The 14,269-nt window shown below is 70.2% G+C and carries 9 protein-coding genes; 3 read left to right on the top strand and 6 right to left on the bottom strand.

Translation table 11 applies throughout. The features are described from left to right. Positions 1-15 precede the first annotated feature (15 nt). From CSC68_RS12105 to CSC68_RS12095, 3 genes are all read right to left on the bottom strand, one after another. Complete coding sequence (locus CSC68_RS12105; RefSeq protein WP_162203813.1) at positions 16-1,896, bottom strand: ABC transporter ATP-binding protein; 1,881 nt, start codon at positions 1,894-1,896, stop codon at positions 16-18. Positions 1,897-2,022: 126 nt separating this feature from the next. Then, positions 2,023-2,463 carry a c-type cytochrome gene (locus tag CSC68_RS12100; RefSeq protein WP_162203812.1) on the bottom strand — a complete coding sequence of 147 codons (441 nt, stop codon included), beginning with the start codon at positions 2,461-2,463 and terminating at the stop codon, positions 2,023-2,025. A 14-nt stretch (positions 2,464-2,477) separates the two neighbouring features. Next, the gene (locus tag CSC68_RS12095; protein ID WP_162203811.1) at positions 2,478-2,864 is read right to left on the bottom strand and encodes a c-type cytochrome; all 387 of its coding nucleotides are present in this window, start codon (positions 2,862-2,864) and stop codon (positions 2,478-2,480) included. 245 nt (positions 2,865-3,109) lie between these two features. Here CSC68_RS12095 and CSC68_RS12090 point away from each other — a divergent pair, with 245 nt between their 5' ends. From CSC68_RS12090 to CSC68_RS12080, 3 genes are read left to right on the top strand one after another with little or no spacing between them, the layout of a single operon-like run. Next, positions 3,110-4,243, top strand: a complete 1,134-nt coding sequence (locus CSC68_RS12090; RefSeq protein ID WP_162203810.1) for an efflux RND transporter periplasmic adaptor subunit — start codon at positions 3,110-3,112, stop codon at positions 4,241-4,243. Further along, the gene (locus CSC68_RS12085) at positions 4,243-7,713 is read left to right on the top strand and encodes an efflux RND transporter permease subunit (protein ID WP_162203809.1); all 3,471 of its coding nucleotides are present in this window, start codon (positions 4,243-4,245) and stop codon (positions 7,711-7,713) included. Before CSC68_RS12090 ends, CSC68_RS12085 begins: the two co-directional genes overlap by 1 nt. Before the next feature lies 1 nt (position 7,714). After that, the gene (locus CSC68_RS12080; protein ID WP_162203808.1) at positions 7,715-10,798 is read left to right on the top strand and encodes an efflux RND transporter permease subunit; all 3,084 of its coding nucleotides are present in this window, start codon (positions 7,715-7,717) and stop codon (positions 10,796-10,798) included. 70 nt (positions 10,799-10,868) lie between these two features. On the opposite strand, the gene CSC68_RS12075 is transcribed toward CSC68_RS12080, so the two are convergent. The 3 genes from CSC68_RS12075 to CSC68_RS12065 all read right to left on the bottom strand — a co-directional run bounded on the left by CSC68_RS12075 (position 10,869) and on the right by CSC68_RS12065 (position 14,199). Then, a complete protein-coding gene (locus CSC68_RS12075; protein WP_162203807.1) occupies positions 10,869-12,098 on the bottom strand; it encodes a TraB/GumN family protein in 1,230 nt (409 codons plus the stop codon). 73 nt (positions 12,099-12,171) lie between these two features. Further along, positions 12,172-13,056, bottom strand: a complete 885-nt coding sequence (locus tag CSC68_RS12070) for a carbon-nitrogen hydrolase (RefSeq protein WP_162203806.1) — start codon at positions 13,054-13,056, stop codon at positions 12,172-12,174. 111 nt (positions 13,057-13,167) lie between these two features. Further along, entirely contained in the window at positions 13,168-14,199 is a 1,032-nt protein-coding gene (locus tag CSC68_RS12065; protein WP_162203805.1) for an agmatine deiminase family protein, read from the bottom strand. Between the last annotated feature and the right edge of the window lie 70 nt (positions 14,200-14,269).

Below are 14,269 nucleotides of genomic sequence, written 5' to 3'. Positions count from 1 at the left end.
TTGGGGCAAAGGGCGTCAACGATAGCCGGCGGCCTGCAGCTCGAACAACTCGGCGTAGCGTCCGCCCTGCGCCATCAGTTCCTCGTGGGTGCCGCTGGCCTCGACCCGTCCGCCTGACAGGACCAGGATCCGGTCGGCCATGCGCACGCTGGAGAAACGGTGGGAGATCAGCACCGCGGTGCGCCCCTGCGAGAGCTCCTTGAAGCGCTGGAACACCTCGAACTCGCTGCGCGCGTCCAGCGCCGCGGTGGGCTCGTCGAGGATCATGACCTGGGCCTCGCGCATGTAGGCGCGCGCGATGGCCAGCTTCTGCCACTGCCCGCCGGACAGGTCCACGCCGGTCTTGAAGCGGCGCCCGATCAGCTGGTCGTAGCCCAGCGGCAGGCCTTCGACCACCTCGTCGGCCATGCCGCGGCGGGCGGCGTCGCGGATCCGCTCCATGTCGTCCAGCGCTTCGATCCGGCCCACGCCGATGTTCTCGCCGGCGGTCAGGTGGTAGCGCACGAAGTCCTGGAAGATCACCCCGGTGTTGGCGCGCAGGTCGTCCAGGTCGTAGTCGCGCAGGTCGCGGCCGTCGAGCAGGATCCGGCCCTCGTCCGGGTCGTAAAGCCGCGCCAGCAGCTTGACCAGGGTGGTCTTGCCGGCGCCGTTCTCGCCGACCAGGGCCAGCACCTCTCCGGCACGCAGCTCGAAGCTGAGCCCGCGCAGGGCCCAGTGCTCGTTGCCGGGATAGCGGAAGCCCACGTCCTCGAACACGAAGCCCTGCCGGATCGGGCGCGGCACCGGCACCGCGTCGGGGCGCGAGGCGATTTCCGGCTCGATCTCGAAAAACGAAAACAGGTCGTCCAGGTAAAGCGCCTGGCCGGCGACCTGGGAGAAGCCGACCAGCAGGCCCTCCAGCAGCTGGCGCAGGCGCATGAAGCTGCCGGCCAGGAAGGTGAGGTCGCCGATGCTGAAATCGCCGCGCACGGTCCGCCAGGCGATGTAGCCGTAGGCCACGTAGTAGCCCAGGGTGCCAAGCGCGGCCAGCAGCGTGCCCCATAGCGCCCGGCGCCGGGCCAGGGCGCGGTTGGCCAGGTAGAACTTCTCCGCCAGCGTGCGGTAGCGGTCGATCAGGAAGCGGTGGAGGTTGAAGATCTTCACCTCCTTGGCCGTCTCCACGCTGGCACCGGTCTGGCGCAGGTATTCGAGCTGGCGCCGCTCCGGGGTCCACTGGAAGTTGAGCGAATAGCCCAGCGCGTTGAAGTGCGCTTCGCCGATGAAGGCCGGGACCAGGGCGACGGCCAGCAGCAGGATCAGCCAGGGGGCGTAGACCAGCAGGCCCACGCCGAAACTGACCACGGTGACCGCGTCCTGGACCTGGCCGAACAGCTGGCTCATCAGGTTCATCCGGCTCATGGTCTGGCGCCGGGCGCGGTCCAGCCTGTCCTGCAGGTCGGGGTCCTCGAAGTCCTCCAGGTCCAGGGTGGCGGCGTGCTCCATCAGGCGCACGCTGCTGGCATTGGTGAACAGCTCCGACAGCAGGTTGTCGGCGTAGCTGACCAGGCGTCCGGTCAGGTCCGAGGCCACCGCCACTCCCAGCTCCAGGCCCAGCAGCCACAGCAGGCGGCCCAGCAGGCCGCTGCGCAGCGCATCGCCGAGGTCGGCGAAGGCCACGCCCAGGCCGGCCAGCCGCACCACCTCGTCGATGATCAGCTTGCCGATGTAGAGCATCAGCACCGGCAGCAGGGCGCGGAACAGGCGCAGGCCCAGGCTGGTGACGGTCAGGCCGGGGCTGGTCGCCCAGATCTGGCGCAGGAACGGCGGCAGGTTGCGCAGGGCGTCGAAGCGCTCGCGCAGGCTGGGGCTTGCCTGGCCGCGTGCGGGCCGGGGGCTGGGATCAGGCGTCGCGGTCATTGCCGCATTGTGCCCGCTCGCCCTTCGGCTGGCCGTGCATGGCGGGCCCGCCGACCCGGATCCGGATCCCGCCCAGCAAAAAGGCCCGCCGAAGCGGGCCTCTTGCCGGGCAAGCCGCACCGCGGCTCAGAACGCTTCGTGCAGGTCCTTCAGCTGCGACGGACGCGAGCCGAAGTAGGCCGCCAGGTCGGCGATCTGCTGGTCGGTCAGGTCGGTCGCCTGCGGCGTCATCAGCGCATGCTGGCGGGCGCCGCTGCGGTATTCCTGCAGCGCGTGGGCCAGGTAGTCCGGGTACTGGCCGCCGAGCTTGGGGTAGCTGGCGTCGATCGGCGCGTTGCCGTCCGGACCATGGCAGTCCACGCAGCTCTGGCCGGTGGCCTTGCCCTTGGCCGAGGCCAGCTGCTCGCCAGTGGCGATGCGGCCCGGCGGCAGGCCCGCGGACGAGCTGGCCCGGGCTTCCGCCCCGGCTTCGGCTTCGGAGGAGCCGTCCCCGCCAGCACAGGCCGAAAGGCCCAGGACGGCGGTCAGGACGATGGCGAGACGCGAGGCGTGCACGGCTTTCGGCATGGGCGGCTGACTGCTTACTTGAGGGTGGAAAGGAAGGCGGCCAGGTCGGCGATCTCCTGTTCGGAGAAGCTCTGGGCCTGGGCACGCATCGTCGGATGGCGGCGCTTGCCGTCGCGGTACTCGTGCAGCGCCTGGCTCAGGTACTCGGCGGACTGGCCGCCGATCTTCGGCACCTTGAAGCTCGGATACGCATTCTTGTAGCCGGTGATCCCGTGGCAGCCCTGGCAGGTGTAGGCCAGCTGGCGGCCGCGTCCGGCGTCGCCAGCGACGGCGGACGGAGCCGCTGCCTCCTCCTGGGCTTCCGGCTGGGCCGGCTGCGCAGGTTCCTGCGCGGCGGCGGAGAAGGACAGGGAGGTGACCAGGGCAAGGCAGGCGACTAGCGGCAGCGGGCGGCGCATCATTCGTTGGTCCGATCGGTCGTTGGAGTCGGTCGTGCCGGACTTACCCCGCCGGACACGAAACCGCCGCAGTATAGCCCTGCCCTAACGCAAGACGGAACCGATCGCATTGCGCTCGATCAAGGAGGGCGGGCGCGACCGTGGACCGACCATGACCTTCGGCGCATGGCGGTCCATTGTGTTGGTGGTCTACTTGGATACAACACCTAACCACGCCCCGCCGGGGCCCAGCGAGCATGGAAAACCACATGGACCGAGTCGTTTCCCCCAACGCGCCTGCCGGACTGCGGGCCGCCGTCGCCGTGCTGGTGCTCGCTGCCGCCCTCGCTGGCTGCAAGGGTGGGGCGGGAGCGCCGCCCGTCCCGCAGGACCCGGCCGCGGATGCCACCCCCGTGGAGGTCGCGGCCGCCACCCGCCGGGCGATCGCGGCCAGCTACACCGGAACCGCTCCGCTCGAGCCCCGCGCAGAGTCCCAGGTCGTGGCCAAGACCTCGGGCGTGGCCCTGGAGGTGCTGGTCGAGGAAGGGCAGCAGGTCCGCGCGGGCCAGCCGCTGGTCCGTCTGGATCCGGACCGCGCGCGCCTGACCGTGGCCCAGAACGAGGCCCTGGTGCGCAAGCTCGAGAACAACTACAACCGAGCCCGCCAGCTGGTCGAGCAGCAGCTGATCAGCGCCGGCGAGGTCGACCAGATGCGCTACGACCTCGAACAGGCGCGCGCCGCCTACGACCTGGCGCGGCTGGAGCTGTCCTACACCACGGTGGTGGCGCCGATTTCCGGGGTGGTCGCCTCGCGCGACATCAAGCCGGGCAACTTCGTGCAGATCAACTCGCCGATCATCCGCATCGTCGACAGCAGCCGGCTGGAAGCCACGCTCAACGTGCCGGAGCGGGAGATGGCCAAGCTGCGCCCGGGCCAGGCGGTGACCCTGGTGGCCGACGCGCTGCCGGGTCGCAGCTTCACCGGCGTGGTCGACCGCGTCTCGCCCGTGGTCGACAACGGCACCGGCACCTTCCGCGTGGTGACCTCCTTCGCCGGCGACGGCGAGCTGGCCGCCGGCATGTTCGGCCGCCTGAGCATCAACTACGACCAGCGCGCCGATGCCCTGGTGGTGCCGCGCACGGCCCTGCTGGAAGACGGCGGCGAGCCGGCGGTGTACGTGGTGCGTGACGGCCATGCGGCGCGCGTGGGCCTGAGGCTGGGCTACAACGACGGCGGCTGGGTCGAGGTGCGCGAGGGCCTGGCCGAGGGCGACGCCGTCGTGGTCGCCGGCAAGGCCGCGCTGCGCGAGGGCACCGCGGTACAGGTGCTGGAACGCGACCCGCCGGCCGAGGTCGCCGGCAAGGCTCCGGCCCAGGCGGCTGCGGCGCAGGCGGCCAACTGATGAGCGCGCACGAACCCGCACCCGCACGCGGATTCGACCTGGTCGAGTTCGCCACCCGGCGCCGCGTCAGCATCGCGATGATGACGCTGACCCTGGTGCTGTTCGGCCTGATCTCGCTGTCCAGCCTCAAGGTCGAACTGTTGCCGGACCTGAGCTATCCGACCCTGACCGTGCGCACCGATTACGAAGGCGCGGCGCCGTCGGAGGTCGAGACCCTGATCTCGCAGCCGGCCGAGGAGGCGCTGGGCGTGGTCAAGGGCCTGCGCAAGCTGCGTTCGATCTCGCGCACCGGCCAGAGTGACGTGGTCCTGGAGTTCGCCTGGGGCACGGACATGCAGCAGGCCGGCCTGGAGGTCCGCGACAAGATGGAGACGCTGCAGCTGCCGCTGGACGCCAGGCCGCCGGTGCTGCTGCGCTTCAATCCGTCGACCCAGCCGATCATGCGCCTGGCGCTGAGCTCGAAGCAGGAGCCGGCCGACGAGGCCGACGCCGTGCGCCGGCTGATGGAACTGCGCCGGTATGCCGACGAGGACCTCAAGCGCAAGCTCGAGCCGGTCACCGGCGTGGCCGCGGTGAAGGTCGGCGGCGGCCTGGAAGACGAGATCCAGGTCGACATCGACCAGCGCAAGCTCGCCCAGCTGGGGCTGTCGCTGGACCAGGTGATCGAGCGCCTGAAGCAGGAGAACGTCAACCTCTCCGGCGGCCGCCTGGAGGAGGGCACCCAGCGCTACCTGGTCCGCACCGTCAACCAGTTCGCCTCGGTCGAGCAGATGCGCGAGATGCTGCTGACCACCGCCGGCGGCCAGTCCTCCAGCGCCACCGGCGAGAACCGCCAGCTGATGCTGGCCATCCTCGGCAGCCGCGACCCCAACGTGATCGCCGCCCTGCGCGGGGACGGCAACGGCGGCAGCGGCATGGCCCCGGTGCGCCTGAAGGACGTGGCCGACGTGCGCCAGGGCTACAAGGAACGCGAGGCGGTGATCCGCAGCGCCGGCCGCGAAGCGGTCGAGCTGGCGGGCTACAAGGAGGGCGACGCCAACACCGTCTCCACCGCCGACGCGCTCGAGGCGAAGCTGAGGCAGATCCGCGAGCGCATGCCCAAGGACATCGAGCTGACCGTGGTCGAGGACCAGTCGGTCTTCATCCGCCACGCCGTCAACGACGTGAAGCTGGACGCGGTGATCGGCGGCCTGCTGTCGGTGCTGATCATCTTCCTGTTCCTGCGCGACGGCTGGAGCACCTTCGTCATTTCGCTGTCGTTGCCGGTCTCGATCATCACCACGTTCTTCTTCATGGGCCAGCTGGGCCTGAGCCTGAACGTGATGTCGCTGGGCGGCCTGGCGCTGGCCACCGGCCTGGTGGTGGACGACTCGATCGTGGTGCTGGAATCCATCGCCAAGGCCCGTGAGCGCGGCCTGGGCGTGCTCGAGGCCGCGATCACCGGCACCCGCGAGGTGTTCATGGCGGTGGTCGCCTCGACCCTGACCACCATCGCCGTGTTCCTGCCCCTGGTGTTCGTCGAGGGCATCGCCGGCCAGCTGTTCCGCGACCAGGCGCTGACCGTGGCCATCGCCATCGCGGTCTCGCTGGTGGTGTCGATGACCCTGGTGCCGATGCTCAGCTCGCTGAAGGGACGCGCCCCGCTGGAGTTCCAGCCCGAGCCGCCGCGCGAGCCGTGGCGCCCGCAGCGCACCTGGCAGAAGCCGGCGGCGCTGGCCGGACGCGGCTTCGGCGCGCTGTTCCGCTACGGCTTCCTGGCCGTGGCCTGGCTGGTGGTGCGTGCGTTCCGCCTTGTGGTCGCCGTGGTCGGGCCGGTCATGCGCAAGGCCAGCGACATCGCCATGGCCCCGTACCATCGCGCCGAGGCCGGCTACATGCGCCTGCTGCCGGGCGCGCTGCAGCACCCCGGACTGGTGCTGGGCGGCGCCGCGCTGGCCTTCGCGGCGACCATGGCGACCCTGCCGCTGCTGGGCGTTGACCTGATCCCCCAGCTGGCCCAGGACCGCTTCGAGATGACCGCCAAGCTGCCGCCCGGCACGCCGCTGGCGCAGACCGACGCGCTGGTGCGCGACGTGCAGCGCAAGCACGCGCAGGAGCCCGGCGTGCGCCTGCTGTACGGCGTCTCCGGCACCGGCACCCGGCTGGATGCCAGCCCGACCGAGAGCGGCGAGAACATCGGCAAGCTGTCGGTGGTCATGGACGACACCTCGCGCGAGGCGGAGCTGATGGAGAAGCTGCGCCAGACGATGAAGGCTTATCCGTCCGCGCAGGTCGACTTCGCCCGTCCGGAGCTGTTCGCGCTGGCCGCGCCGCTGGAGATCGAGATCGAGGGCAACGACCTGGAGGCGATCCGCGTGGCCGGCAACAAGCTGGCGGGGATGCTGCGCCAGAACCCGCACTACGCCGACGTGAAGTCCACCGTGGAGCAGGGTTTCCCCGAGATCCAGGTGATCTTCGACCAGGACCGCGCCGCGGCCCTGGGCCTGACCACCCGCCAGATCGCCGACGCGGTGGTCAACAAGGTGCGCGGCAACGTCGCCACCCGCTACAGCTTCCGCGACCGCAAGATCGACGTGCTGGTGCGGGTGGGCGAGGCCGAGCGTTCCTCGGTGGACGACATCCGCCGCCTGATCGTCAATCCCAAGGGCAGCAATCCGATCGAGCTGTCCTCGGTGGCCGACGTGGTGGCCACCACCGGCCCGAGCGAGATCCACCGCGTCGACCAGCGCCGGGTGGCGATCGTCTCGGCCAACCTGCGCGGCATCGACCTGGGTACCGCGGTGGCCGAGGTACAGCAGATGGTGGCGGCCAGCCCGCTGGGCGCCGACATCGGCATGCGGATCGGCGGCCAGGGCGAGGAACTGGGCGAATCGCTGCGCTCGCTGCTGTTCGCCTTCGGGCTGGCGGTGTTCCTGGGCTACCTGGTGATGGCCTCGCAGTTCGAGTCGCTGCTGCACCCGTTCGTCATCCTGTTCACCATCCCGCTGGCGCTGGTGGGTGCGATCGGCGCGCTGCTGCTGACCGGCTCGCCGGTGTCGGTGGTGGTGTCGATCGGCCTCATCCTGCTGGTGGGCCTGGTGGTGAAGAACGCGATCATCCTGATCGACAAGGTCAACCAGCTGCGCGAGGCCGGCGTGGCCAAGCGCGAGGCCCTGGTCGAGGGCGCGCGTTCTCGCCTGCGTCCGATCATGATGACCACGCTGACGGCGGTGTTCGGCTTCATGCCGCTGGCGCTGGCCTTCGGCGAGGGCGCGGAGGTGCGCTCGCCGATGGCGATCACCGTGATCGGCGGCCTGCTGGTGTCGACGCTGCTGACCCTGGTGGTGATCCCGGTGGTGTACGACCTGCTGGACCGCAAGCCCGACGGCTACTACGTCGAGCGCGGCGCGCGCGCCAGGCGCGAGGCCCGGCAGGCCGAGCAGGTGCTGGCCCACGAGCAGGATCCGATCGGCGGCGGCGCGGAGGCCTGAGATGAATATCACCGAGCTGTCCATCCGCCGCCCGGTCACCACCATCATGCTGTTCGTGTCGATGGTGGTGATCGGCCTGATCGCCTCGTTGCGGCTGCCGCTGGAGGCCGAGCCGGAGGCCACGATCCCGTTCTTCTTCGTCTGGCTGCCGTACGAGGGCTCGACCCCCGAGGAGATCGAGCGCAACGTGCTGCGGCCGGTGGAGGAGGCGCTGGCGACCATGCCCGGCATCCGCACGATGAACTCGCGGGCCAACGCCGAAAGCGCGCAGATCCAGGTGGAGTTCAGCGACTGGAACCGCGACATCGCCATCGCCGCGTCCGAGGCGCGCGAGCGCATCGACGCGATCCGCGACGAGCTGCCCGACGACTTCCGCCGCTACTACGTCTACCGCTGGACCACCTCCGACCGCGAGGCGATCAGCCTGCGCCTGACCAGCGAGGAGGACCTCACCTCGCGCGCCGACCTGATCGAACAGACGATCAAGCGCCGGCTGGAGCGCATCCCGGGCGTGGCCCGGATCGAGGTCGAGGGCGTCGCCCGCCAGGAGGTGCTGGTGGCGCTGGACAAGGACCGCCTGAGCGCCCATGGCGTGGCGCTCAACGAGCTGGTGCAGCGGCTGCAGGCGGCCAACTTCTCGGTCTCCGCCGGGCAGATCACCGAGGCCGGGCGCCGGCTGCGGGTGCAGCCGCGCGGCGAGCTGCAGGAGCTGCAGGCGCTGCGCGACCTGCCGGTCAACGGCACGGGCGTGCGCCTGTCGGACATCGCCGAGGTCTCGCTGCAGCCGCAGCGCATGGACTACGTGCGCCAGCTGGACGGCCGGCCCAGCGTGGCGGTGGACATCTTCAAGGAGCGGGCGGCGAACCTGGTCGACCTTTCGCGCGCCGTGCGCAAGGAAGTGCAGGCGCTGGAGCAGGACCCGGCCATGCGCGGCATCGGCATCGAGATCACCGACGACCAGGGGCAGGCCGTGACCAGCTCGCTGGCGGCGCTGGCCGAGGCCGGCGCGATCGGCCTGGCGCTGTCGGTGATCGTGCTCTATGCGTTCCTGCGCCACTGGCCGTCCACGCTGATGGTCAGCCTGGCGATCCCGATCTGCTTCGCGATGACGCTGGGCTTCATGTACTTCGCCGGCATCACCCTCAACATCATCTCGATGATGGGCCTGCTGCTGGCGGTGGGCATGCTGGTGGACAATGCCGTGGTGGTGGTCGAGAGCATCTACCAGGAGCGCGAGAAGTACCCGGACCGCCAGGCCCTGGCCTCGATCATCGGCACCCGCCACGTGGCCATCGCGCTGTCGGCAGGCACCCTGTGCCACTGCGTGGTGTTCCTGCCGATGCTGTTCGGCGAGAAGAACATCATCAGCATCTACCTGGGCCAGCTGGCGGTGACGATTTCGGTCTCGCTGCTGGCGTCCTGGCTGGTGGCCATCAGCCTCATCCCGATGCTGTCGGCGCGGATGAAGACCCCGCCGGCGGTGAAGTCGCCGCTGATCACCCGGCTGCAGGACCGCTACGCGCGCACCCTGCGCTGGAGCCTGCAGCACCGCGGCTGGAGCGTGGCCGGCATCGTGCTGATCACCCTGGCCAGCTTCGTGCCCATCAGCCAGAGCAAGGGCGGCGGTGACGACAGCTCCCCGGACCAGATCAACATCTTCTATCAATGGAAGGGCGCCTACTCCAAGGACGAGATGGGCCGCGAGGTGGCGCGCGTGGAGGCGTTCATCAACGCCAACCGCGAGGAGTTCAAGGTCGATCGCGTGTACAGCCGCTACAGCGAGCAGGGCTGGGCCTACACCCGCCTGTACCTGACCATCGACGACCTGGAGATCAGCAAGGAGATCCAGGAGAAGATCCGCAAGGGCCTGCCGCAGTCGGCGCGGGCCAAGATCGGCATCGGCTGGCCGGGCGGCTCGGGCAACCAGGGCCAGGGCGTGAACTTCGCCCTGGTCGGCGACTCCTCGCAGGTATTGCAGGACCTGGCCGCGGACATCGTGCCGCTGCTGGGACGCAACCCCAAGCTGCGCGACGTGCGCGTGGACACCGGCGACGCCAATACCGAGCTGTCGGTGCGGGTGGACCGCGAGCGCGCCGCGGCGTATGGCTTCAACGCCCAGCAGGTGGCCGAGTACGTCGGCATGGCCCTGCGTGGTTCATCGCTGCGCGACTTCCACCGCGAAGGCGTGGAGATCCCGGTGAACGTGCGCTTCGCCGGCGCCGACCGCTACGGCATCGAGGACCTGGCCTCGTTCATGGTGCGCGCGCCCAATGGCACCGAGATCCCGCTGCTGGCGATGGTCGACGTCAACGTCAATCCGTCCGCCACCTCCATCCAGCGCCTGAACCGGCAGACGATGCTGCGCATCGAGGCGGGGCTGGCCAAGGACGTGCCGGTGGCCGACGCGCGCAAGGCCATCGAGGAGGCGCTGGCGGCCGTGCAGTTCCCGCCGGGCTACGGCTACACCTTCGACAGCGCCAGCTTCAACATCAACTTCGACGGCATGTCGCAGATGCTGCGGGCGATCATGATCGCGCTGGTCCTGATGCTGGTGATCATGGCGGCGGTGTTCGAGTCGATGCTGTTCCCGAGCGCGATCATGTCCTGCGTGCTGTTCTCGATCTTCGGCGTGTACTGGCTGTTCTGGATCACCGGCACCGAGATGAACATCATGGCGGTGATCGGCATCCTGGTGCTGATGGGCGTGGTCGTGAACAACGGCATCGTGATGATCGAGCACATCAACAACCTGCGCCGGCGCGGGCTCGCGCGCACCGATGCGCTGGTGGAAGGCAGCCGCGAACGCCTGCGCCCGATCATGATGACCATGGGCACGGCGATCCTGGCGATGATCCCGATCGCACTGAACACCCAGACCGTCGACGGCATGCCGCCGTACTACCCGATGGCACGCGCCATCGCCGGCGGCCTGGCGTTCTCGACGGTGGTCAGCCTGCTGTTCCTGCCGACCATCTACGCGATCCTGGACGACCTGCGCACCGGCACCGCGCGCCTGGTGCGCCGCGCACGCGGGCTGGACACGGGCGGCGCGGCCCCCAGCGTGCCGGCCGCCGCGGCGGAGTAAGTCCTGCCGCCCGGCAACGGAAAAGCCCGGCGCAAGCCGGGCTTTCCTTTTTCCGTCGGTGGCGCGGGCTTCAGCCCACCAGCTTGCCGAGCATGCGCAGGCCGCCGGTCCACACGCCGATCGCGGTACCGAGGCTGGTGAGGAAAAAGTTGAGCAGGATCCGCGCCACCCGGTTGCGCCACCAGCCCTTGAGCGTCTGCACGTTGTCGCGCAGGGCCATGAAGTCGGCGTAGGTCGGCTTGCGCAGCGTCGCCTCGACGAAGGCGCTGACGGTGCCCGAGGCCAGCGCCGGGTGCAGCGGGGTCAGCGGCGAGGCGATGAAGGCGGCGAGGATGCTCAGCGGATGGCCGCCGGCGATGGCGCAGCCAAGCGCGCCCAGCAGGCCGGTGGCCAGCACCCACTGCAGCAGCAGATCCGCGCCCACGTCGAGCCCGCCCTGCCAGATGCCCCAGCCGAAGCCGCCCAGCAGGAACGCGCCGATGATGGTCTCCATCCACGGGAAGCCGGAGTTCTCGCGCACGGTTTCCAGCTCGCCCAGGACCTGGGCCGGATCGTCCTGGTCCTCGGCCAGGTGGCGCGCCAGGCCGGGCAGGTGGCCCGCGCCGACCACCGCCAGCACATTCCGCGCGTCGCGCTCCTGGCGCAGGCGGTTGGCCATGTAGCGGTCGCGCTCGGCGATCACGGTCTCGTACAGCGCCGGGCTGTGCGAGGCGAACTCGCCGAAGCTGGCCTCCAGCATGTCGCCCTGCTTGAGTTTCTCGATCTCGTCGTCGCCGACTTCCTCGTCGCCGAACATGGCCAGCAGGATGCCGGCGCCGGTCTTGGCACGCCCCCACCAGCCCAGCCGCTGCATCGCGCGGCGGAAGGTCAGGCCGACCTCGCGGTCGATCAGCTTCACCGGCAGGCCCATCGAGCGCGCATCTTCCACCGCCGACTTGAGCTCGGCGCCGGGCTCCACGTCCAGCTGCTCGGCCAGGCGGCGCTGGTAGCTGGAGAGCGCCAGGTTGGCGGCGAACACGTGGGTCTTGCCGTTGCGGATCACCTGGACGATGTCCATCTTCGCCAGCACGTCCGGGTCGCTCAGCGACTGCAGCCGGCCCGCGTCCAGCTCCACGGCCACCGCGTCGTAGCTGCCGGAAGCCACCGCGGCGCGGACGGCTTCGATGCTGGCGCGCGACACGTGCGCGGTACCCAGCAGGGTGTAGCGGACGCCGTCGCGCTCCACCACGCGCATGGGCTGGCCGGCCAGCGGATCGGTGGGGGCGGGCGCGGGTTCGGGCAGGGATTCGATGATGGTCATCTCGGGCTGGCGGCGCTCGGGTCCCGGATGGGACCCGGCGTATCGGGGAAAGTTGCAGGCCAGCGCGGGCTGGTCAGTCGATGTAGCGCTTGAGCAGGTCGCCGTAGGCGTCGATCCGGCGGTCGCGCAGGAACGGCCAGATCCGGCGCACGTGCTCGCTGCGCCCAAGGTCGACCTCGCACACCAGCACGGTGGCGTCTTCGCCGGCCTGGGCCAGGAACTCGCCCTGCGGGCCCAGTACATGGCTGTTGCCCCAGAACCGGATGCCCGAGGCGCCCAGCGGCGACGGCTCGTGGCCGACGCGGTTGCAGGACAGCACCGGCAGCCCGTTGGCCACGGCATGGCCGCGGTGGCTGAGGGTCCAGGCGTCGCGCTGGCGGTCCTTCTCGTCCTGGGCGTCGTCCGGGTCCCAGCCGATGGCGGTGGGGTAGAGCAGCAGCTCGGCGCCGGCCAGCGCCATCAGCCGCGCCGCTTCCGGGTACCACTGGTCCCAGCACACCAGCACGCCGAGGCGGCCGACCGAGGTGTCGATCGGTTTGAAGCCGATGTCGCCGGGGGTGAAGTAGAACTTCTCGTAGAAGCCCGGGTCGTCCGGGATATGCATCTTGCGGTACTTGCCCAGCAGGGTGCCGTCCTTCTCCAGGACCACCGCGGTGTTGTGGTACAGGCCGGCGGCGCGGCGCTCGAACAGCGAGCCGACGATCACCACGCCGTGCTTCTTCGCCAACGCGCCCAGGCGTTCGGTGCTGGGACCGGGGATCGGCTCGGCCAGGGCGAACTCGCCCACCGATTCGTGCTGGCAGAAATAGGCGCCGTTGTGCAGCTCCTGCAGCAGCACCAGCTGCGCGCCGGCCGCGGCGGCCTCGGCCACGCGGGTTTCGATCGCGGCCAGGTTGGCTTCGGCATCGCCCTGGTTGCGTTCCTGGACAAGGGCGACGGTAAGGGTCTTGCGGCTCATCGGCGGGCGTTGTTCGGCGTAGTGGAAGGGGATGGTAACCCGCGCCCCGCGCACGGGGCCTGAAGCCCGGCGCGCGGCGCGGGCTTCAGCGGGGAGGGCTTGCGTAGTGGCTCAGCGGCCGAGGCCGGCCGGCAGCTGCATGCTGATGCAGTGCAGGCTGCCGTTCTGCCAGATCAGCGGACGGCAGGGGACCTGCACGATCTCGCGGCCGGGGAAGGCCTGGGCCAGCACGGCGGCGGCGCGGTCGTCGGCCGGATCGCCATAGGCCGGCATCAGCACCGCGCCGTTCACGATCAGGAAGTTCGCGTACGAGGCGGCCAGGCGCCGGCCTTCGTCGATCACCGGCGCGGCCCACGGCAGCGGGAACAGGCGGTATGGCCGGCCGTCGGCGGTGCGCAGCGCGGCGATCTCGCCGGCCATCGCCTTCAGTTCGGCATGGTGGCTGTCGGATTCGTCGTCGCAGGCCTGGAACACGATGGCATCGCCGGGCGCGAAGCGGGCGAGGGTGTCGATGTGGGCGTCGGTGTCGTCGCCTTCCAGGTAGCCGTGGTCCAGCCACAGCACCCGGTCCTGGGCCAGCCAGCCGGCCAGCTTCGCAGTCAGTTCCTCGCGGCTGGCCTGCGGGTGGCGTTCGTGCAGGCAGCGCCAGGTGGTCAGCAGGGTGCCGGCGCCGTCGGTCTCGATGCCGCCGCCCTCCAGGGCGAAGTCGATGCGCTGGTGCGTGGCGTGGCCGAACAGGCCCTGGGCGGCCAGCGCCTGGACCAGGCGGTCGTCGCGGCCGGCCTCGAACTTGCCGCCCCAGGCGGTGAAACGGAAATCCAGCACGCGGAAGCCTTCGCCCTCGCGCAGGGTGATCGGGCCGGAGTCGCGCAGCCAGGTGTCGTCGTAGTCGAACGGGATGAAGCGCACCCGGTCCATGTCGATCCGGGCCGAGCGCAGGCGCGCCTCGGCGTAGGCCTCGACGTCGTCGTCGGCCACGCAGATCCAGGCGTCCTGGAAGCGGGTGATCGCGGCGACCAGGGCGATGTAGGTCTCCTCGACCTCGCCCAGGCGGTCGGCCCAGTCGGTGCCGGCGTGCGGCCAGGCGATCAGGATCGCGGACTGGGGTTCCCACTCCGCGGGGAAGCGCAGGTTCTCGGTCATTCCGTTCGGATCATGCGGGCCCGGCGGCGCCGGGCCCGCATGATCCGAACGGAATGACCGAGAACCTGCG

The organism is Pseudoxanthomonas suwonensis, assembly GCF_010093235.1.
Lineage (GTDB): Bacteria > Pseudomonadota > Gammaproteobacteria > Xanthomonadales > Xanthomonadaceae > Pseudoxanthomonas > Pseudoxanthomonas suwonensis.
The sequence above is the reverse complement of the archived record's forward strand: the minus strand, read 5'-3'. Positions and strand labels throughout refer to the sequence as shown.